Annotated in this window: 14 protein-coding genes; 5 read left to right on the top strand and 9 right to left on the bottom strand. The window is 74.4% G+C overall.

Annotated elements, in window-relative coordinates:
* Window positions 1-27: 27 nt before the first annotated feature.
* A complete protein-coding gene (locus JQN83_RS14890; protein WP_208567740.1) occupies window positions 28-2643 on the top strand; it encodes an FtsK/SpoIIIE domain-containing protein in 2616 nt (871 codons plus the stop codon).
* Between the two features lie 141 nt (window positions 2644-2784).
* Window positions 2785-3489, top strand: a complete 705-nt coding sequence (locus tag JQN83_RS14885) for a hypothetical protein (RefSeq protein WP_208567739.1) — start codon at window positions 2785-2787, stop codon at window positions 3487-3489.
* An 82-nt stretch (window positions 3490-3571) separates the two neighbouring features.
* Here the strand turns inward: JQN83_RS14885 and folE are convergent, their stop codons facing one another.
* The 4 genes from folE to JQN83_RS14865 all read right to left on the bottom strand — a co-directional run bounded on the left by folE (window position 3572) and on the right by JQN83_RS14865 (window position 7515).
* A complete protein-coding gene (folE, locus tag JQN83_RS14880; protein WP_208567923.1) occupies window positions 3572-4234 on the bottom strand; it encodes a GTP cyclohydrolase I FolE in 663 nt (220 codons plus the stop codon).
* Between the two features lie 35 nt (window positions 4235-4269).
* Window positions 4270-6276: an ATP-dependent zinc metalloprotease FtsH gene (gene ftsH / locus JQN83_RS14875; protein WP_208567738.1), complete on the bottom strand. Its 2007-nt coding sequence runs from the start codon at window positions 6274-6276 to the stop codon at window positions 4270-4272.
* Window positions 6277-6701: 425 nt separating this feature from the next.
* On the bottom strand, window positions 6702-7277 hold the full coding sequence (gene hpt / locus JQN83_RS14870; RefSeq protein ID WP_208567737.1) for a hypoxanthine phosphoribosyltransferase: 576 nt from the start codon (window positions 7275-7277) through the stop codon (window positions 6702-6704).
* A gap of 100 nt (window positions 7278-7377) precedes the next feature.
* The gene (locus JQN83_RS14865) at window positions 7378-7515 is read right to left on the bottom strand and encodes a hypothetical protein (protein WP_208567736.1); all 138 of its coding nucleotides are present in this window, start codon (window positions 7513-7515) and stop codon (window positions 7378-7380) included.
* A gap of 150 nt (window positions 7516-7665) precedes the next feature.
* On the opposite strand from JQN83_RS14865, the gene JQN83_RS14860 reads away from it, so the two are divergent.
* Window positions 7666-8631: a GlxA family transcriptional regulator gene (locus JQN83_RS14860; RefSeq protein WP_208567735.1), complete on the top strand. Its 966-nt coding sequence runs from the start codon at window positions 7666-7668 to the stop codon at window positions 8629-8631.
* A 28-nt stretch (window positions 8632-8659) separates the two neighbouring features.
* Here JQN83_RS14860 and JQN83_RS14855 read toward each other — a convergent pair whose 3' ends face one another.
* From JQN83_RS14855 to dacB, 4 genes are all read right to left on the bottom strand, one after another.
* Complete coding sequence (locus JQN83_RS14855; protein ID WP_208567734.1) at window positions 8660-10288, bottom strand: gamma-glutamyltransferase family protein; 1629 nt, start codon at window positions 10286-10288, stop codon at window positions 8660-8662.
* Window positions 10289-10642: 354 nt separating this feature from the next.
* On the bottom strand, window positions 10643-11665 hold the full coding sequence (gene tilS / locus JQN83_RS14850; RefSeq protein WP_307799333.1) for a tRNA lysidine(34) synthetase TilS: 1023 nt from the start codon (window positions 11663-11665) through the stop codon (window positions 10643-10645).
* Window positions 11666-12005: 340 nt separating this feature from the next.
* Window positions 12006-13073 (bottom strand): Rv3626c family coenzyme F420 biosynthesis-associated protein, encoded by a 1068-nt coding sequence (locus JQN83_RS14845; protein ID WP_208567733.1) that lies wholly within the window; start codon window positions 13071-13073, stop codon window positions 12006-12008.
* Between the two features lie 144 nt (window positions 13074-13217).
* A complete protein-coding gene (dacB, locus tag JQN83_RS14840; RefSeq protein ID WP_208567921.1) occupies window positions 13218-14828 on the bottom strand; it encodes a D-alanyl-D-alanine carboxypeptidase/D-alanyl-D-alanine endopeptidase in 1611 nt (536 codons plus the stop codon).
* 626 nt (window positions 14829-15454) lie between these two features.
* Between dacB and JQN83_RS14835 the strand changes: the two genes are divergently transcribed.
* Entirely contained in the window at window positions 15455-15961 is a 507-nt protein-coding gene (locus JQN83_RS14835) for an inorganic diphosphatase (RefSeq protein WP_204927072.1), read from the top strand.
* Window positions 15962-16032: 71 nt separating this feature from the next.
* Here JQN83_RS14835 and eccD read toward each other — a convergent pair whose 3' ends face one another.
* On the bottom strand, window positions 16033-17433 hold the full coding sequence (eccD, locus tag JQN83_RS14830; protein WP_208567732.1) for a type VII secretion integral membrane protein EccD: 1401 nt from the start codon (window positions 17431-17433) through the stop codon (window positions 16033-16035).
* Between the two features lie 103 nt (window positions 17434-17536).
* Here eccD and eccCa point away from each other — a divergent pair, with 103 nt between their 5' ends.
* Window positions 17537-21508 carry a type VII secretion protein EccCa gene (eccCa, locus tag JQN83_RS14825; protein WP_208567731.1) on the top strand — a complete coding sequence of 1324 codons (3972 nt, stop codon included), beginning with the start codon at window positions 17537-17539 and terminating at the stop codon, window positions 21506-21508.
* Window positions 21509-21534: the final 26 nt, after the last annotated feature.

The following is a 21534-nucleotide window of genomic DNA, read 5'->3' as shown; positions in this document are numbered from 1 at the left end:
AGGGGTGGACACGCCTCGGAAAGAGGGGTGGACGCGGTGGCCGGTCCGAAGGCTCGTACGAACCGCGCCGCAGCCCTGCACCGTCGGGCCGCCGCCACCGTCGCCGCGGCCACCGTCGTCCTCGACGAGATCCGTCCCGCCCCCGCTGACCAGCGTCGCCAGTACGAACTGGCGGACCGGCTGCGCAGCGCCGCCGCCCTGCTCGCACCGGGGTGGGCCGGTGTCCCGCTGGAGACCGTGTCGGCGGACGCCCCGTGTGGTGAGGACAATCCGCCCTTCGTGCGGATCGGGGTGGCGGCCCCGTTGGAGGACGCCCGGTTCCCGGCCCTGGTGCCGTTGTTCGGGTCGGGGCACCTGACGCTCGACGCGGACGCCCGGGACCTGCGGGTGCGCGGCCTGCTACGGGCCGTACTGCTGCGGGTGCTGGCGGCCATCCCCGCAGGTTGCCTGCTGGTGCGCGGCGTCGACGGCACCACCAGCCGGCCCGGCGCGGGCGTCGCCCCGGGCGGTAGCCGGGGCGACGGTGTCGGGTCGGGGGGCGACGGCGTCTTCGCCCCGTTCGCGGCGCTGGTCGACGCGGGTCTGCTGCCGCCTCCGGCGGCGGACGTGGCCGGGCTCCGGTCGGTGCTGACCGAGGCAGAGCAGTGGGTGTCTCCGGGTGCCGGTCGTCCCCGTCGGCACGACCGGACCCTGTTGCTGGTGATCGCCGGGTTGCCCGAGTCGACCGGGTCGAGCGACCTGGACCGGATCGTGGCGCTGGCCGAGCGCGGCCGGGGTGCCGGTCTGCACCTGGTGGTGGCTGGTTGGCCGGTACTGGGTCGGCCGCCGTTGCCACAGGCCACGCCGGTGCGGCTGCGCACCTCGTACGCGCTGGTGGGTGATCCGCCGGGCAGTCCGTTCAGCGGACCGGGCACCGAGTCACCGGGTGGGCTGAACTGTCCCGTCCTCGTCGATGACGATCCCGGTCCGGAGCTGATCGGGGCGGTGTGTCGTCGGCTGGCCGACCAGGTGGAGGCGGGTTCCCGGTTGGGTCTGGCCGAGTTGTTGCCACCCGGGGACGCCCAGCTGTGGACGACCGCGTCGGTCGACGGACTGTCCACCACGGTCGGGGATGCCGGCGGCCGGCCGGTCACCGTGGGCTTCACCGAGTTGACCCCGCACTGGTTGGTCAGTGGCCGGTCGGACGCGGGTCGGTCGGCGTTCCTGACCACCGCCCTGCTCGGCCTGACCGCCCGGTACGGCCCGGACGAACTGGCGCTGTACCTGGTGGACCTGGGCGACGGCGAGTCGTTCGTGGAGTTCCTCCAGACCGAACGGGACCGGTCGTGGTTGCCGCAGGTCCGCGCGGCGGGGATGGCTGCCGACCCGGAGTACGTCCGGGACCTGTTCGACCAGTTGGCGGCGGAGATCCACCGACGGGAGGAGGCGGCGGCGCGGGCCGGTGGTCAGCGGTTCGCGGAGCTGCGTGACCATCAGATGCTGCCCCGCATCGTCTGTGTCCTCGACAATTTTCCGCTGTTGTTGTCGGATCGGGATCCGGTGGCTGCCGAGGTGCTGGCCCGGTTGGACGGGCTGGCCCGCTCGGGGCGGGGGTACGGCGTCCACCTTGTCCTGGCCGGGGCGGGTGACCTGGGTGTCGGTGCGGGGTCGGCCCCCCGGGACTCGGTGCTGGGGCAGTTCCCGGTGCGGGTGGCGCTCGCCGGGGGCAGTGCGGTGCTGATGCCGACCAACGATGCCGCCGCCGGTCTGGCGGTGGGCAGCGCGGTGGTGAACACCGCCGGTGGGCTGGGTGGTCCACGCGGCGCGACCCGGGGGCACGAGCGGTTGGTCCGGTTCCCCGATCCGCACGACGCCCCGGAGGTGGTCGAAGGGCTGCGGCGTCGCCTGTTCGCGGCGCGGCCGGAGGGTGCCGTACCGCCGGTGGTGTTCGCCGGGTGGGCCCGGCCGTTGCTCGGTAACGACCCACGGATGCGGGCCGCCGTCGCCGGGCGGTCCGGTGCCCCGGCGGCGCTGCTGGGTCGGGCGGTCGACGTGGCACGGACGACCGTGGCGGTGCCGCTGGGTCCGGTGGCCGGGCGCAACCTGGCGGTGCTCGGGCCGGGCCTGGCGGCGGCGGCGCTGCTGGCGACGGCCGCCCGGAGCGTCGCCGCGCACCACCCGCCGGGCGGCGCGGAGTTCGTGGTCGCCGCGCTGGCCGAGGGGTCCGCCCCGCTGGCCGCCGCGCTCGCCGCCGAGTTGGGTGGGTGTCACCGCGTGTCGACGGTGGACGGGCCGGGCCTGCTGACCGCTTCCACCGGCACCGGCCCGACCTATTTCGTGGTGTTCGGGGTGGACGTACCCACCGCGGAGGAGCTGCCGCCGGAGCGGCTGCGCACGCTGCTGCGGGAGGGCCCACCGGCGGGTCGGCACCTGTTGGGCTGGTGGCGGACGGTTCCGCCGTTCGCCGGGTTGGTGGAGCCGGACGACGAGGTGGGCAAGCTGGCTGCGGTCGCCACCGTCGACGTGCCTGGTGCGCAGCTCGCTCCGCTTTTCGGCCATCCGGTGCAGTGGCGTCCCCGACCGGCCCGGGTGGTCCTCTGGGACAGTGCCGACGACCGGGGCACCGTCCTGGTGCCGTTCGCCGACGAGGAGGAAACCTCGTGACCGACCGCGCGGGGAACGGATACGGCCTGACCGCGAGGAACCGACCGCCACGGGGGCCGCAGCTGTGCGACCGCGAGGGGGACCTGAGGTGACCGACCGCGAGGGGGACCTGGCCGTGACCTGTCATGCGGAGCGTCGGGCGTGAGCATCGATGACGCGGTGACGGTGGCGCCGGTCCGGCAGCGGCCCGCCGGTGAGCCGGCCCCGTCGATGACCGCAGCCTGGACCGAGTATCTGGCCGCCGCCCGCCAGCTCGACGGGGTACGCCGGGGTGCGGCGACGGCTGCCGCGGCGCAGTCCCGCGCCGTGGAGGCGGCCCGTGCGGAGTTGGCCGAGGTACGCGCCCGGTTGGTGCCGCAGCAGGCGAGACTGCGCGAGTTGGGCGTACCGGCGATCTCGTTGGCCCCGACGCCGCCGGAGCTGACCGAGGCCACCAGGGTGATGCTGGGCGGTCCGGCGGCGGTGCTGGCCGGACTGCGTACGGCCCAGGGCTGGGTGGAGGGCGCGGACGCGGCGTTGGCCGCGCGCGGTGCGCCGCGTCCGGCGGCCTGGCCACCCCGGTGGCGCAACCTGCTGGTGTACGGTCCGCTGGCGCTGATCGTGCCGGTGGTGCAGTTGGTGCTGTTCCTGACGGTCGACTCCGGCCCGGTGAGCGTGGCGGCGCTGCTGGTGGGTCTGCCGATGCCGGCGGCGGCGTTCGCGGCCGGCTGGGTCGGGATCAGCCAGCTGTTCCCCCCGGGACCGGACGGGAGGTGGGAGCGTACCCCCCGGCTGGGGCTGCTGACCTGCCTGGTGCCGGCGGTGGTGACCACCGCCGGGATCATGCTGGCCCTGCTGGCCGGCTGACCCCCGGCCCCGGCCCGCACCCCGGCTCAGGGCTCAGGGCTCAGGGCTCAGGGCTCAGGGCTCAGGGCTCAGGGCTCAGGGCTCAGCGGGGGATGATCAGTGACATCGCCTCGGCGCGGGACTTCGCGTCGTGCTGGAGCACGCCGCGCACGGCCGAGGTGATGGTCTTGGCGCCGCTCTTCTGGATGCCGCGCATGGCCATGCACATGTGCTCGCATTCGAGTATCACGATGACGCCGCGCGGTTGCAGTCGGCTCATCAGCAGGTCGGCGATCTGCGAGGTGAGCCGCTCCTGCACCTGCGGGCGGCGGGCGAAGACCTCGACCAGTCGGGCCAGCTTGGACAGGCCGGTGATCCGGCCGTCGGGGCCGGGGATGTAGCCGATGTGCGCGCTGCCCCGGAACGGCAGCAGGTGGTGCTCACAGAGGCTCATCACGTCGATGTCCCGGACGAGTACCAACTCCTCGTGGTTGGCCTCGAAGGTGGTGCTGAGCACCTGGGCCGGGTCGACCCGCAGGCCGGCGAAGAGTTCGGCGTACGCCCGGGCGACCCGGGCCGGGGTCTGCTGGAGACCGTCCCGGTCCGGGTCCTCGCCGACGGCGATGAGGATCTCGCGGACCGCCTTCTCGATCCGGCCGAGGTCCATGGTGTCCTCGATCGGGCGACCGTTGAGCTTGCCGCTGATCAGTCGGGCGGCGACGTGGTCGAGCGCCTCGTCACCGGGCTCGGTGGACGAGGCGGCCAGCCCCGCGTTGTCGGGGCTGGCCGCGGCGTCGGTGTTCAGTGCAGACCGTCCGAGTTGTTCGAGGAGCCGCCGACGGAGATGCCGTCCGCGGTGGCTTGCGCCTTGAGCTTCTCCTTCTCGGCCGGGGTGAGCACCGGCGGCTCGGTGGAGGGCAGGCGCTTGCCGAAGCCGTTGTACGGGGCCATCGGCGGGCGCTTGACCACCCGGGAGCAGATCCGGGCCATGTCGGCGGTGGAGAGGGTTTCCTTCTCCATCAGCTCCAGGACCATGTTGTCCAGGACGTCCCGGTATTCCACCAGGATCTCCCAGGCCTCGTCGTGGGCCAGCTCGATCAGGGCCCGCATCTCGCCGTCGATCTCGGCGGCGACCGAGTCGGAGTAGTCCCGCTCGTGGCCCATGTTGCGGCCGAGGAACGGCTCGTCCCCGCTGGTGCCGTACTTGATCGCGCCGAGCTTCGAGCTCATGCCGTACTGCGTGATCATCGCGCGGGCCAACTGGGTGGCCTTCTCGATGTCGTTGCCGGCGCCGGTGGTGGGCTCGTGGAAGACGAGTTCCTCGGCGGCCCGACCGCCCAGCGCGTACGCCAGGGTGTCGATCATCTCGGCCCGGGTCTGGGTGTACTTGTCCTCGGTCGGCAGGACCAGGGTGTGCCCCAGCGAACGACCCCGGGACAGGATGGTCACCTTGTGCACCGGCGCGGCGTGCGGCAGCGCCCAGGCGACCAGCGCGTGCCCACCCTCGTGGTACGCGGTGATCTTCTTTTCCTGGTCGCTCATCACCCGGGTCCGGCGCTGCGGCCCGGCGATCACCCGGTCGATCGACTCCTCCAGCGAGTCGTTGCTGATCGCCCGCTGTTCCTTGCGGGCGGTGAGCAGCGCGGACTCGTTGATCACGTTGGCCAGGTCGGCCCCGGAGAAGCCGGGGGTACGCCGGGCGACCGCGTCGAGGTCGACGTCGGGGGTGAACGGCTTGCCCTTGGCGTGCACCCGCAGGATCGCCTTGCGGCCCTCCATGTCGGGGGCGTCGACGGGGATCTGCCGGTCGAACCGGCCCGGACGCAGCAGCGCCGGGTCGAGGATGTCCGGTCGGTTGGTGGCGGCGATCAGGATGACCCCGCCCTTGGTGTCGAAGCCGTCCATCTCGACGAGCAGCTGGTTGAGGGTCTGCTCCCGCTCGTCGTGGCCGCCGCCCATGCCGGCGCCACGGTGCCGGCCCACGGCGTCGATCTCGTCGACGAAGACGATCGCCGGGGCGTTCGCCTTGGCCTGCTCGAAGAGGTCGCGGACCCGGCTGGCGCCGACACCGACGAACATCTCCACGAAGTCCGAGCCGGAGATCGAGTAGAACGGCACCCCGGCCTCGCCGGCGACGGCGCGGGCCAGCAGCGTCTTACCGGTACCGGGCGGGCCGAAGAGCAGTACGCCCTTCGGGATCTTGGCGCCCAGGGCCTGGTATTTCGCGGGGTTCTGGAGGAAGTCCTTGATCTCGTGGAGTTCCTCCACCGCCTCCTCGGCCCCGGCCACGTCCGCGAAGGTCGTCTTCGGGGTGTCCTTGGTGATCATCTTCGCCTTGGACTTGCCGAAGTTGAGCACCCGGGAGCCGCCGCCCTGCATCTGCGACATGAAGAACAGCAGCAGGAGCACGAGCAGCGCGATGGGCAGCAGGTTGACCAGCAGGCTCACCCAGATGCTGTCGGACGACACCTTGGCGTCCGCCGGGCCGGTGACCCGGTTGGCCGCCTTGGCATCGAGGACCTCGTTCCAGACCTGCTCGCCGGCCTGGTAGGGGAACTGGGCCTCGATCCGGTCGGTCGTGGTGTCGCCGAACTTGGTCTTCTCGGCCAGGTTGAGCTGGAGCGTCTGCTCCTTGTCCTGGAAGACGACCTTGTTGATCTTGGCGGTGTGCAGTTGGTCGAGCGCAACGGAAGTGTCCACCCGGTGGTAGCTGGGACCAGCGGTGAACAGCTGACTGAGCACAACGGCGCCGAGGATGACCAGGATGATCCAGACCACCGGTCGGCGGAAGAAACGCGTACGTTCCATGCTGTTGTCGAGCGCCGAGGCGCCCGCATCCTCCTGATCGACGTCCTGACCGTCTGAATGGTGTCGCCGCCGGAGGCGGCGTCGAGCCGCCGTGCGGGCCGGCCTCGACCCCGGGGCGCGCGAACTGCCGCACCGCGGTCATTCGACGGTACACCGTGCGCGCCAGGTGCGAGCTTGCGAGCCCCGCAGTCGGGCACATTCGTGACCCCGAGTTGCGAGCCTGCGAGCCCGGCGCCCGCGTGGACGGCGAACCGGGGTCTCAGCCGACGTGGCGGGGAACTGCGCACCGGCTCCGTCGACCGCCCGGTCACGCGGGTCGGGGTGCCGGGCGCGGAGCTGCCCCCACGCCACCCGTCCCTACCGTAGTCGGATTGGCTGGGAGCCCGCTGAACGTCCGCTCGATGACGACCGATACGAGCGGAAGTTCAGGCCCGGGCGTAGACCTCGGGCTTGAGCACACCGACGTACGGCAGCTCGCGGTAGCGCTCACCGAAGTCCAGGCCGTAGCCGACCACGAACTCGGTGGGGATGTCGAAGCCGACGTACTTCACCGGGACCGTGACCTTCACCGCCTCCGGTTTACGGAACAGGGCCACCACCTCGACGCTGGCCGCCGACCGGGACTCCAGGTAGCGCAGCAGCCAGGACAGGGTCAGGCCGGAGTCGACGATGTCCTCGACCACCACCACGTGCCGACCGGCGATGTCCCGGTCCAGGTCCTTGAGGATGCGCACCACGCCGGAGGAGGTGGTGCCCTGGCCGTACGAGGAGATGGCCATGAAGTCCAGCTCCACGGGTGGACCCTGGCGGCCCAACGCCCTGGCGAAGTCGGCCATGAACATGACCGCGCCCTTGAGTACGCAGACGAGCAGGAGCCCGTCGGTGACCCCGGCATAGTCCGCCGAGACCTGCTTGGCCAGCTCCGCCGTTTTCTCGCGGATCTGTGCCTCGGAGATGATCACGTGATCGATGTCGGCGTCGTACCAGGAGCCGTCAGCCATGCTCCTAGCCTGCCGTACGCCGGCCGACCCGCGTCGGCGGGGCCGCACCTTTCGGCGCGACCCCGCCACGGTTTTTTCCGGCACACCGGGAGCAACCACCTCAGCAGGCGCGGGACCGCCAGCGGCGACCGTCCTCGGTGGGCTTCCAGTCGGCGGAGTCACGGGTGTCGGCGGTCAGGCCGACCGCCGAGGCGACGGCCAGCGCGACGATGAAGAGCAGGAACAACAGGAACTGCATGGCGGCGCTCACTTTCCGGGGATCTGAGTGGTTTTCGCCGCCGGCGCGCACCGGACTGCTACCAGTTTCCGCCCCCACGCCAGCCCCGGACAGTGGCAGCAATGCCATACCCCCTCGATTTTCTGCCACTCCTGCGGTTACCCTCGTCACATGATCCGATCGGTGGCCGTCATCGCACTGGACCAGGTGGCCGTCTTCGAGCTGGGCGTGCTCACCGAGGTCTTCGGCACCGACCGCACCGACGACGGTTTCCCCGGCTACCGGTTCACCGTCTGCACCGCCGACGGCGACCCGGTGCGCACCGCCTCCGGCTTCGGCCTCACCCCGCACGCCGACCTCGCCCCGGTCGACGACGCCGACCTGGTCGCGGTGCCCGCGTACACCCACGGCGACGGTGAGCTGCCCGAGGCGGTGCTGGCCGCGCTGCGCCGCGCTGCCGACCGGGGGGCGTACGTGTTCAGCGTCTGCTCCGCGGCGTTCGTGCTCGGTGCGGCCGGCCTGCTCGACGGCCGGGAGTGCACCACCCACTGGAAGTACGTCGACGAGCTGCAACGCCGCCACCCCTCGGCCCGGGTCCGGTGCGACAGCCTCTACGTGGCCGACGGGCCGGTGCTGACCAGCGCCGGCACCGCCGCCGGCATCGACGCCTGCCTGCACCTGGTACGCCAGGAACACGGTTCGGGCACCGCCACCCGGCTCGCCCGGCGGATGGTGGTCCCCCCGCACCGCGACGGCGGCCAGTCCCAGTACGTCGAGGCGCCGATCCCGGCCACCCCCGACGCCCCCACCCTCGAACCGGTGCTGAGCTGGCTGGTGGGGCACCTGGACCGGCCGACCACCGTGGACGAGCTGGCCGCCCGCGCCGGCATGTCACCGCGGACATTCGCCCGCCGGTTCCGGGCCGAGACCGGCACCACTCCGCACGACTGGCTCACCAACCAGCGGGTGCTGCTGGCCCGTCGGCTGCTGGAGGAGACCCGGCTCAGCGTGGAGAGCGTCGCCGCCCGCTCGGGGTTCCCCGACGCCGCCGCCCTGCGCCACCACTTCGCCCGCCGGGTCGGCACCACCCCGCAGGGCTACCGCACCACCTTCCGCGACCGGGTCCCCACCGCCTGAGCCGCCGCCCCCGGGGGCAGCGCCGGGGTCAGTAGCCCAGCGCCGCGCCGTCGACCCGGGGCTCCGCGCCGACCACCCAGCCGCCGGCCGGGTCACGCCACAGCGCCTGGCCGTACCCGAAGACCGACGGCTCGTCGGCGACGGTGACCTCGTGGCCCCGGGCGCGCAACCCCGCGACCAGGCCGGGTTCCGCCGCCAGGGCCGGCTCGACGAGCAGGGTCCGGCCGGCGTGCCAGTACCAGCGGGGGGCGTCCAGGGCGGCCTGCGGATCGAGGCCGGCGTCGACGGTCGCGGCGACCAGTTGGACGTGCCCCTGCGGCTGCATGTGCCCGCCCATCACCCCGAACGGCCCGACCGGTGCCCCGTCGCGGGTCAGGAAGCCCGGGATGATCGTGTGGAAGGGCCGCTTGGCCGGCCCCACCACGTTGGGATGACCCGGGTCGAGCCGGAAACCGGTGCCCCGGTTCTGCAGGACGAAACCGTGGCCGGGCAACACCACCCGGGAACCGAACCCCAGGTAGGTGGACTGGATCAGGCTGACCATCAGCCCGTCGGCGTCGGCCGTGCAGAGGTAGACGGTGCCGCCCCGCTCGGGCGTGCCGGCCACCGGGTCGCCGGCCCGGTCGGTGAGCAGCGCCCGCCGCGCCGCCAGGTAGCCCGGGTCGAGCAGGCCGGCGGTCGGCACGTCGGCCCGGTCCGGGTCGGCCACGTGCGCGTGCGCGTCGGCGAAGCCGAGCTTCACCGCCTCCACCTGGCGGTGCACCCGGTCCACCGGGTCGGCGACCGGGTCGAGCCCGTCGAGGACGCCCAGCGCCTGCAGCGCCGCCAGCCCCTGCCCCGGCGGCGGCAGCTCCCACACCTCGTGCCCCCGGTAGCTGACGCTGACCGGGTCGACCCAGGTCGAGGTGTGCGCGGCCAGGTCGGCGGCGGTGAGGAAGCCACCGGTCCGGGCGGCGTGCCGGTCCAGCTCGTCCGCGATCGCACCCCGGTAGAAGTCCTCCGCGCCGGTGGCGGCGATCAGCCGCAGCGTCCGGGCCGCCGCCGGATTGCGCCAGCGTTCACCCGGCCGGGGTGCCCGACCCCCCACCGTGAAGACCCGGTCGAACTCGGTGAACTCGGCACCCGTCGGCACCGGCTGCGCCAGTGCCCGGGCCCAGGTGGCGGCGGTGCCGGTGGAGACCGGGTGGCCATGCTCGGCGTACCCGACCGCATCGGTGAACAGGTCGGCGAAGGGCAGCACACCGAACCGGTCGTGCAGGTCCCGCCAGCCGGCCGGCGCACCCGGCACCGTCACCGGCAGCCAGCCCCGGGCGGGCATCGCCGGCCCGGCCGCCTGCGCGCCACCGAGCGCGGCCACCGGTTCCGCCGCCGCCCCGCCGGTGGCGGCCAGCACCACCTCCCGGGTCAGCGCGGCCGGTGACCGCCCGGCGGCGGCGAGACCGTGCAGCCGGTCGCCGTCCCAGACGATGGCGAACAGGTCACCACCGATGTCGTTGGACGGCGGCTGCACCACGGTCAACGTGATCGCGGTGGCCAGCGCCGCGTCGACGGCGTTGCCGCCGCGCCGCAGCACGGCCAGGCCCGCCGCCGCCGCGAGCGGGTGGCTGGTCGAGACGGCACCGTGCGGGGCGAACAGGGCACTGCGGGGGTACGCCATCAGCCCTGTCTACCGCACCACCCCAACCCACCCCCACGGGTACGCGGCCACACCGCTGCACGGGCGCCTCGGCGCTCGGCGCTCGGCGCTCGGCGCTCGGCGCTCGGCGCTCGGCGCTCGGCGCTCGGCACATCATGATCAGATTGCGAAAATGGAGACGACACGCCGGCCCGAATGCTCAAAAACGCAATCTGATCACTCCCCCGCCCCCGGTCACCCTGCCTGAGGCGCACTCAGCCAGCCAACGGGTCCCCACTCGGCACGCGCCCAGCCAACGGGTCCCACTCGGGAGGCGTCCAGCCGACGGGTCGCCCACTCGGGCACGCTCAGCCGACGGACCCCGATCGGATGTGCTCAGCCGACGGGCAGCAGCCGGCCGCCCCGACGGCCGACGCGTACCCCGCCGGGCAGCGCCGTCGCACCCTGCCCCCGCCAGGCGGTGACCAGCGCGTCCAGCGCGTCCACATGCCGGTGGGAGAGCGCACCGGGTGGGGCCCCCAACTCCCGCGCCCAGGCGTGCAGCACCCGGCTGCGGACCGCCCCCGGCAACCCGGCCAGCGCCACGACGGACAAGCCCCCACCGTCCCGCAGGGGAGGCCGGTCGACTGCCGCCCCGTCGGATGGGGGTGGCGGGGTGGCGAGGGCGGCGGCGGCCAGGTCGTCCAGGGCGGCGGTGTCGGCGGCGAGCAGTCGTGCTGTCCGGGCCAGGTTGTCCAGGACCCCCTCGCCGAGGGCGGTGACCAGGGCCGGCAGCACGTCGGCGCGGACCCGGGCCCGCGCGTACGACGGATCGGTGTTGTGCGGGTCCTGCCACGGGGTCAGGCCCGACGCCGCGCACGCGTCGCGGGTCTGTGCCCGGGTGACGTCGAGCAGGGGGCGCAGCAGCGGCACCCCGGCCAGGTCCCGCCGGGCGGGCATCCCGGCCAGCCCACGCGGGCCGGCCCCCCGGGCGAGCGCCAGCAGCACCGTCTCGGCCTGGTCGTCGCGGGTGTGTCCGAGCAGGACGGCACTGGCCCGGTACCGGCGGGCGGCGTCCGAGAGCGCCTGGTAGCGGGCCTGCCTGGCGGCCGCCTCGGGGCCCCCCGGCCGGCCGGCCACCGTCACCGGCACCGCCTCGACCGGATCGAACCCGACGCTCGCAGCCCAGTCGGCGACGGCGGCGGCACGTTCGGCCGACCCGGCCTGCAACCCGTGGTCGACGGTCACCAGAGCGGCCCGCCGCCCGAGCCGGGACGTCACGAAGGCGGTGGCGACGGCGAGGGCGAGCGAGTCCGGCCCGCCCGAGCAGGCCACCAGCACCGGCCCGTCAGCGGGCAACCCGGCCAGGGCACGGCGCACCGCGACCCGGAGGGTGGCCACCGACGGCGCGAGGGCCACCCCGGGTGGGGCACCGCGAACGTGCCGTCCGGCCACGGCCGGGTCGACGCAACTGGTTCCGCCCACCGGCTCGGCACCGCTCTGCCCGACCACCGGGCCGACGGTCGAGCCGACAGCGCTGCCCCCAACCACCGGACCAACGGCCGGGCCGACAGCGCTGCCCCCGACCACCGGGCCGACAGAGCCGGGCCCGACCACCGGGCCGACAGAGCTGTCCCCGACCACCGGGTCGACGGAGCTGTCCCAGGCCAACGGGTCGACGGAGCCGGGCCCGACCACCGGGCCGACAGCGCTGTCCCCGGCCAACGGGCCGACAGAGCTGGGCCGACCGGCCACCGGGTCAGCCGGCGGTCGGGGTGGCGCCGGCCGGGCCGTGTACCCGGGCCACCCAGGCGGCCGGGTCACCCAGCTCGTCCAGCCGGGGCAGGGTCAGCGGCGAACCGAAGATCTTGTTGAAGCCGGCCATGCCCACCTGCTCGACCACGCCGTGCACGAACTTGCGCCCCTCGGCGTACTGGCGCATCTTGACGTCCACGCCGAGCAGCCGGCGGATCGCCTTCTCCAGCGGGTTGCCCGCCTCCCGGCGGCGGTTGAACCCCGCCCGGATCCGCTCCACGCTGGGGATGACCTGCGGGCCGACGCCGTCCATCACGAACTCGGCGTGCCCCTCCAGCAGGGTCATCAGCGCGGTCAGCCGGTCCAGCACCGCCCGCTGCGCCGGGGTCTGCACGATGTCCAGCACGCTGGTGCGGCTGTCCGGGTCGCGTACCGCGTCGGAGAGGGTGGACACCCCCCGGCGCAGGCGCTCGACCAGGTGTTCGGTGCCCTGCGAGGCGTCCACGAACGCCTGCACCTCACCGAGGAAGTACGCCCGCATCCACGGCACGGCGGTGAACTGGGTGCGGTGGGTGACCTCGTGCAGGCACACCCAGAGCCGGAAGTCGCGCGGGTCGGCACCGAGCTTGCGCTCCACCTCGACGATGTTCGGCGCGACCAGCAGCAGCTGCCCCGGGTCGGCGGAGAAGACCTCGTACTGGCCGAGCACCCGGCCGGAGAGGTACGCCAGCACGGTGCCCGCCTGCACCCCGGTGAGCCGGGAGCCGACTGCCTCGGTCAGTACGCCTGGCGGCTTGTCGCCGGAGAGCCGGCTGACCAGTGGGGTGATCACCTCCCGCAGGCCGGCGATGTTGGTGGCCGCCCAGTCCCGCCGGTCCACCACCCGCACCGGCGGATGACCCACCTGCGGGCGCAGCCCCGTGTAGTCGGCGACGTGCCCGGCCGCCTCGTCGGTGAGCCGGCGTAGATCGCCGACCACCTCGGTGGCCTCCGCGTACGACACGCGGGGGCCCGACTTGCTCAGCGCCCCCGCGGTGGCGGCGGCCAGATCCCAGTCCACGAACTGCGCCATGCCACCCACCGTACCCGCGCCGCGACACCCCGGCCGGTTCCGCACGACGGGCTGCCCCACGGCCGACCGGGCACGACCCGGGCGCGACCCGCCGGACGGCAGCGGGCGAGACCCCGCCCACCCGGCGACGGACGGCAGGGCTGCTCAGCGGCAGCCGCAGCCGGCCAGTGCACCGGCGATCCGGTCCAGTGCCGCCCGGGTCACCTCCGGATCGCCGCCCGGCGCCTGGTCGGTGAGCACGGCGAAGGTGAGCAGCCGGCCGTCGCGGGTGGTCACCAGGCCGGCGATGGCGTGCACCCCGGTCAGGGTGCCGGTCTTGGCCCGGACCACGCCGGCCCCGGCGGCGGTGGACGTCGACTCGTACCGGGTGCCGAGGGTGCCCGACCAGGCGGCCACCGGGAGGCCACCGAAGATGGCGGTCAGCTCCGGATGGGTGCCGTTGCCGGCCAACCCGATCAGGTCGGTGAGCAGCGAGGGGCTGATCCGGTTGTTCCGGGACAGTCCGCTGGCGTCGGCGAGGCTGATCTCGTCGGCCGGCAGGCCCAGCTCGCCGATCACCTCGTCCATCGCCGCCGCGCCGCCGGCGAAGGACGCCTGCTGGTTGCGGGCCAGGGCGACCTGGCGGGCCAGCGCCTCGGCGATCACGTTGTCGCTGTCGGTGATCATGATGTCGACCAGCCGGATCATGGGCAGCGACTCGACCTTGCCCAGTTCGGTGCCGGGCGCGGGTGCACCACCCTCCGTCGCGCCGCCGGCCGCCGGGGCGGTGCCCCGGACCACCCCGGTCTCCGGCAGGCCGAGCAGCCGGGCGAAGGAGCGGCCGGCGGCCAGGTCGGGCTCGGCGTACCGGGTGGCCGCACCGTGGCTGTCGGCGAAGTTCTTCCGCGCCCCCGCCGGGTCCTGGCGCGCGCCGTCGGTCATCAGCGCGGTGATCGACGCGCCGAAGCCGCCGGTCGGGATGTCCGCGTCCCAGCCGGGACCGTGGACCGGGCCGGGGAAGAGGGTCGAGTCGACCACCACCCGGGTCGGGGCGGTGCCGCCGAGGGCCTGCTTGACCTGGGCGGCGAGGGTGTCGAGCCGGGCGGCACCGGGATAGAAGCCGGATTTGTCGACGGCCAGGGTCGGGTCGCCCCCACCGACCAGCACCACCTCGCCCGGGTTCGCCCCGGCGAGCGCACGGGTCGCGATCCGGTAGCCGGGGCCCCGCGCCTTCAACACGGTCACCCCGGTCGCGAGCTTGGTGACCGAGGCGGGGACGGTGCCGTCGTCGCCGCCCCTGGCGTACAGCGATTCGCCGCTGACCACGTCGGCCACCGACACGTTCACCCGGCTACCCAGGGCGGCGGCACCGGTCAGCGGCTCGACCGCGGCGCGTACCCCGGCGGGGGTCGGCACCGGGGCGGCGGCGTCGGGGCCGGCGAGCACCGGGGACGGGTCGGGCTCGGGGGGACGCGCGGAGGGCGACGGGGTGGGGTCCGCGCCCAGCCAGCCGGCGACCGGACCGGGCCGGAGCACCGCCGCCGCCCCGGCGAGGCCGACCAGCAGCACGAGGACCAGCAGCACCGGCACCCACCGCCGACGGCGACGCGGCGGCCCACCGGCCGCCCCCGGTGGGCCGGTGACCGGCGTGGAACCGGGGGGTACGGGACGCGACGCCGGCCCCGGCTGGGCGGCCGACGACGGGTGGGCAGGCGAGGGATGACCAGTCGACCCCGGCTGGGCAGGTGACGACGAATGGACGGGCGGCGACGGCATCCCGCCCCCGGGGGAGACCGACGCCGCACCATGGTGCGGCGCGACCTGCGCGGACCCGAAGTGCGGCGCGACCTGCGCGGTGCCGGACTGCGGCGCGACCTGCGCGGACCCGGAGTGCGGCGCGACCGGGGCGCTACCCGCGTGCGGCGCGACCGGGGCGGTGCCGGAGTGCGGGGCTGCCGGGGCGGAGCCGGACGGCGGCGGGACCTGCGCGGAGCCGGAGGGCGGGGCTGCCGGGGCGGAGCCGACGGACGCGCGACCGGCGGCGGCCGTGGCCGGGGGACGCCAGGCCGGCGGGGGCGGCTGGTCGGCGACCCGACCAGCGGCCGACGGTGACTCGGGGGTCGACTCCGGGCGGCGTGGGACGTTCGCGTCGGGCACCGACACCCGGCCGGTGGCCCCGCCGGTCACGGGTCGCCCCGAACCCCGGCCGTCAACCCCCTCCGGGCGGTAGTGTGAATCTTCCCTCCCCACGACCCCCTCCTCCCGCCGCCGAACTCGCCTGGGTGACACTACTTCGGTCCGAAGACTATGCGGCGTCCGGAGCCGACGGGTGGCCATTCATCCGTACCGGGGGCGTCAGTGGTTCCGTTCAGCCAGCGTGGGCAGACGAGGGAGCGTGGGAGATGGATTTCGACGTCACGGTTGAGATCCCGAAGGGTCACCGAAACAAGTACGAGGTGGACCACGCGACCGGCCGGATCCGGCTGGACCGCACCCTGTTCACGTCGACCCAGTACCCGGCCGACTACGGCTTCATCGAGGGCACCCTCGGCGAGGACGGCGACCCGCTGGACGCGCTGGTGCTGGTCCCCGAGCCGACCTTCCCGGGCTGCCTGATCCGCTGCCGCACCATCGGCATGTTCCGGATGACCGACGAGAAGGGCGGCGACGACAAGGTCCTCTGCGTGCCCTACGAGGACCCCCGCCAGGAGCACCTGCGCGACATCCACCACCTGGGCGAGTTCGACCGGCTGGAGATCCAGCACTTCTTCGAGGTCTACAAGGACCTCGAACCGGGCAAGTCGGTCGAGGGTGCCACCTGGGTCGGCCGGGTCGAGGCCGAGGCCGAGGTGTTGGCGTCCTACCAGCGGGCCCGCGACGCCGAGGCGCAGGGCGGCACCGCCCACTGACCCACCAGCTCCACCGCAGGCCCGGACCCCGGTGGTCCGGGCCTGCGGCGTGACCGGGCGGGCGGTCGGGCTCAGCCCAGCAGGCCCCGGGCGGTGTCGTAGAGGTCCAGCACCGCGCAGGCCACCGGCACCACCGACACCACCAGTGCGGTGTCCGTCAGGTCAGCCACCCGACCGAGGTACGGCGAGACCGGTCGCCGGGCGTACGTCGTACCGGCGGCGACGGCGAGCAGGGCGACGAACAGCCCTCCCCCGCTCAACGCCAGCAGCCCGAGGGCACCGGAACGGCCGGCGAGCACCGCGCCGAGCACCACGAACCCGGCCAGCCCGGCGACCACCGGGGGCACCCGGTGCCGGACCGCCACGAACAGCCGGGACCGCAGCAGCAGCACCGCCGCCCCGACCGCCACCAGCACCCGCCCGGCGACGCCGCCGGTGACGGCGAGCACCGACACGGTCGCGACGACCAGGGCGGCGTGCCCGAGCAGCATCCCGGTCAGCATCTCCTCGCTGCGGGCCACCGCCGCGTACACCCGGGCCCGGTCCGGCAGGTCCCGCACCCCGTCCGGGCCGCCCGTCGGGGCGTCCGGCAGGGTGATCGGCGGCAGCGGCACCTTGCCCAGCCGGATCGCCGCCAACGGCAGCACCCCGAGGGCGAAGACCAGCACGCAGAGCAGTACGGCGGCGGTGGCGGCCGAGGTGAGCAGCAGCCCACCCAGGCCGGCGAGCGTACCCACCGCGCCGACGGTCGCGCCGGCCACGAAGACCCGCAGCCGGGTGGCGACGCCGAGCAGGCCCAGGACGGCGGCCAGCAGCAGCGCCACCGCACCGGCGAGGAGTTCGGGTGCGCCGAGCCAGGGCAGTGGCTGCACCGACCCGACCGGGTCCCCGGAGCTGACCGCGAGGGCACCCGCCGTCGCGGCGTACGGCAGGGCGTAGCCGCCGAGGGTGGCCCCGGTCGGGCCGTCGCCGTACGCCCGGGAGGCGATCGTGGCGGCGAGGGTGAGCAGCAGCGCCACCGCGCCCGCGGCGGGCCAGCCGGCGGGTTGCCCCGGCCCGGCGGCCAGGACGGCGAGCAGCCCCACGGCCAGCGGCACCCCCGCCCCGGCCAGTACGGCGGCCCGGGTGGTCGCCGCCGACCAGGCGGCCCCCCGGCGGCGGGCGCCGTCGGCGATGGCCTCGACCACGTCGTCGTACTCCAGCTCGGGCCACTGGTCGTGGGCGGGCACCAGGTGCAGCACCTCGCCGTCGCGCACCCCCTGCGGCAGCAGCGGCTGCGCGGTCACCAGCACCGCGCCGTCGGTGCGTCGCAGCACCCAGCCGCCGTGCCGCTCGCCGTCGTCGGCCAACCCCTCGCCGGCGTGCCGCAGCACCTCGGGGAGCAGTTCGGCCAGGGGCACCTGCTCCGGCAGGGCCACGTCGACGCGGCGCCCGGGGGCGCTGATGGTGACCCTGGCCAGCCCGGTTGTCATCGACTGGACTCCATATCGATCGGGAGCGGTGGCTGACGGACGACGCGCACTTTACCTACGATGAGCCAGGTTCGGGTTACCGAGCGCCACAGGGAGGTGCCTTTTGTCCACTGTCGTCATCAAGCGGCCACCGCGCCGGCCCGCGCCGGAGATCCCGGTCGGCGAGCTGCCCGTGGAGGGCCCGCCGGAGATCCCCGTGGTCACCGGCGGACGCTGGCAGCAGGCGCTGATGGTGCTGCCGATGCTGGGTGGCACGGTGGCGATGGCGATGATGTTCGGTCGCGGCGGTGGCGCCTACTCGTACATGGTGGGCGGCATGTTCGGGCTCTCCTCGGTGGCGATGCTGATGACCTCCTGGGGCAGTGCCTCCGGCACGCCGAGGAAGTCGGAGATGATGGCCGCCCGCCGGGAGTACCTGCGGCACCTGACCGGGCTGCGGCGACGGGTCCGGCAGACCGCCCGGCAGCAGCGGGCCGGGCTGTACTACCGGCACCCGGACCCGGGTCGGCTCTGGTCGACGGTGGACAGCCACCGGGTCTGGGAACGCCGCCCCGCCGACCCGGACTTCGGTGTGGTCCGGATCGCCGTCGGGCCGCAGACGCTGGCCACCCCGCTGGTCCCGCCGGTCACCCGCCCCCTGGAGGAGTTGGAGCCGATGACCGCCGGGGCGCTGCGGCGCTTCCTCGACGCGTACTCGGTGGTGCCGGACCTGCCGGTGGCGCTGTCGCTACGCAGCTTCGCCCGGGTCTTCGTCCGGGGTGGGCGGTCCGACGGCACCGGCGGGGCGGCGGAGAGCGGCGGCACGGGGTCGCCCGACGCGCAGGCGTTGGCCCGCGCGATGCTCACCCAGCTCGCCGTCTTCCACGCCCCCGACGAGTTGCTCGTCGCGGTCTGCGCCGGCCCGGAACGGCGGCGGCACTGGGAGTGGGTCAAGTGGCTGCCGCACGCCCACCACCCGAGCAGGGTCGACGCGCTGGGCCCGGTCCGGCTGGTCGCCAGCTCCGCCGTCGAGCTGGAACGGCTCCTCGGCGAGGTGCTGGCCAGCCGGTCCCGGTTCAGCCCGGCCGGGCCGGCCACCGACGGCCCGCACGTGGTGGTGCTCCTCGACGGCGGCGACCTGACCGACGCCACCGAACTGACCGGCGACGGCGGCATCGACGCGGTCACCGTGCTCGACCTGGACACCCCGCCGCCGCGCCTGCTGGACCGGTTCGCCCTGCTGCTGGAGGTCCGGGCCGGCCGGCTGCACTCCTGGTCGGCCGAGGGGCACGCCGAGGTGGGCCACGCCGACCGGCTGGACGTCGCCGACGCGGAGGCGGTCGCCCGCCGGCTCGCCCCGCTGCGGCTCGCCGCCGTCAGCCGGGGCACCGAGGCCACCCCCGGTGCCGAACTCGACCTTCCCGAGCTGCTCGGGCTCGGCGATCCGGAGGGGTTCACCGCCGACCAGGGTTGGCTGCCCCGCTCACCCCGCGACCGGCTGCGGGTGCCGATCGGCGTCGGCGTGGACGGCGGCGCGGTCGAGCTGGACCTCAAGGAGTCCGCGCAGGACGGGATGGGCCCGCACGGGTTGCTGATCGGCGCGACCGGCTCCGGCAAGTCGGAGCTGCTGCGTACCCTGGTGCTGGCGTTGGCCGCCACGCACAGCTCGGAGCAGCTCAACTTCGTGCTTGTCGACTTCAAGGGCGGAGCCACCTTCGCCTCCTTCGACCGGCTGCCGCACACCGCCGCCGTGATCACCAACCTGGTCGACGCGTTACCGCTGGTCGACCGGATGGTGGACGCCATCAACGGCGAGCTGATGCGCCGCCAGGAGCTGCTGCGCCGGGCCGGCAACTTCGCCAGCCTGCGCGACTACGAGCGGGCGCGGGCGGCCGGTGCGCCGCTCGCCCCGCTGCCGTCACTGCTGCTGGTCTGCGACGAGTTCTCCGAGCTGCTGTCGGCCAAGCCCGACTTCATCGACCTGTTCGTGCAGATCGGCCGGCTCGGCCGGTCACTCGGCGTGCACCTGCTGCTGGCCAGCCAGCGGCTGGAGGAGGGGCGGCTACGCGGGTTGGACACCCACCTGTCGTACCGGATCGGGTTGCGGACCTTCTCGGCGTTGGAGTCCCGCACGGTGCTCGGGGTGCCGGACGCCCACGAGCTGCCCCGCTCCCCCGGGCACGGCTACCTGCGCGCCGGCACCGACCCGCTGGTCCGGTTCCGGGCCGCGTACGTCTCCGGGCCGGTCCGGCGGCGCAGCGGGGCGGGCGGCGGCGGGGCGGGCGGGGCGGCCCGGCTGCTCGCCTTCTCCACCCACCTCGTCCCGGTGCCGGAACCGGTCGCCCCGGTGGCCCTGCCGGCCGTCGGGGAGGCCGCCGAGACCCTGCTCGACACGCTGGTCGGCCGGTTGGCCGGGCAGGGTCCGCCGGCCCACCAGGTGTGGCTGCCGCCGCTGGAGCACGCGCCCACCCTGGACGAGTTGCTCGGTCCGCCCACCGTCGACCCGCAGCGTGGCCTGGGCTTCGCCAACCCGGAGCTGCACGGTGGCCTCCAGGTGCCGGTGGCGATCGTCGACAAGCCGTACGAGCAGCGACGTGACCTGCTGTGGTTGGCGCTGGGCGGGCCGGCCGGGCACGTGGCCGTGGTCGGGGCACCGCAGAGCGGCAAGTCGCACGCGGTGCGGACGTTGATCTGCGCGCTGGCGCTCACCCACACCCCGACCGAGGTGCAGGTCTACTGCCTGGACTTCGGTGGCGGCGGGTTGACCGCGCTGCGGGAGCTACCGCACGTGGGCGGGGTCGCCGGCCGGGCCGACCCGACGGTGGTCCGGCGTACCGTCGGGGAGATCGCCACCCTGCTCGCCGAGCGGGAACGCCGCTTCGCCGAGCTCGGGGTGCAGTCGATGGCGGCGTGGCGTGACCGCCGCCGGGCACTCACCGTCGCCGGTCAGCCCACCGTCGACCCGTTCGGTGACGTGTTCCTCGTCGTGGACGGCTGGGCCACCCTGCGCGGCGAGTACGACGACCTGGAACCCCTGATCACCGACCTGGCCACCCGGGGCCTGTCCTACGGGGTGCACGTGGTGGCGAGCGCCGTGCGTTGGCTGGACTTCCGGCCCGGCATCCGGGACCTGTTCGGTTCCCGGGTGGAGCTGCGTCTGGGCGACCCGTCGGACTCGGTGGTGAAGCGGGCGGCGGCGGCCGGGGTGCCGGAGCAGGCGGGCCGGGGGATCACCGCGCAGAGCCTGCACCTGCTCACGGCCCTGCCGCAGCTCACCGGCGGGGACACCGGGGATCTGGTGAAGGCGGTCGCCGGTGCCTGGTCGGGCCCGGTCGCCCCCCGGGTGCGGTTGCTTCCCCCGGTGCTGCCGTACGCCGAGTTGGACACGGGTGCCGGCACCGGCCTGGCGTTCCCGGTCGGGATCGCCGAGGCGGATCTGCGCCCGGTGCTGCTCGACTTCGCCACCGAGCCGCACTTCGTGGTCTTCGGCGACGCCGAGTGCGGCAAGTCGTCGTTCCTGCGGGCGCTGGCCACCTCGATCATCGACCGGTTCACCCCGGAGCAGGCCCGGGTGATCCTGGTCGACTACCGGCGCAGCCTGCTCGGCACCGTCGAGACCGACCACCTGATCGGGTACGGGACGGCGGCGGCGCACACCGCTGAGTTGATCGAGTCGGTCGCCGGTTACATGCAGGGTCGACTGCCCGGCCCGGAGGTCACCCCGGCGCAGTTGCGGGACCGTTCCTGGTGGTCCGGCCCGGAGCTGTTCATCCTGGTCGACGACTACGACCTGGTGGCCAGCGGTCCGGCGAACCCGCTGCGGGCGTTGGAGGAGCATCTGCCCCAGGCCCGTGACGTCGGCCTGCACCTGGTGCTGGCCCGCCGCTGCGGTGGCGCCGGCCGGTCCCAGTACGAGCCGATCGTGCAGCGCCTGCGCGAGTTGTCCACCGCCGGGCTGGTGATGAGCGGCAGCCCCGACGAGGGGCAGTTGGTGGGTGCGGTCCGGCCGGGTCCGTTGCCGGCGGGGCGTGGCCGGCTGGTCACCCGACGCGAGGGCGTACGCCTCGTGCAGCTGGCCCATCTGCCGCCACCGTGATCCGGGTGTGCCGGAACGTGCCGTGT

The organism is Micromonospora antibiotica (assembly GCF_017599305.1).
Classification (GTDB): domain Bacteria; phylum Actinomycetota; class Actinomycetes; order Mycobacteriales; family Micromonosporaceae; genus Micromonospora; species Micromonospora antibiotica.
This window is presented reverse-complemented; position numbering and strand designations above follow the sequence as displayed.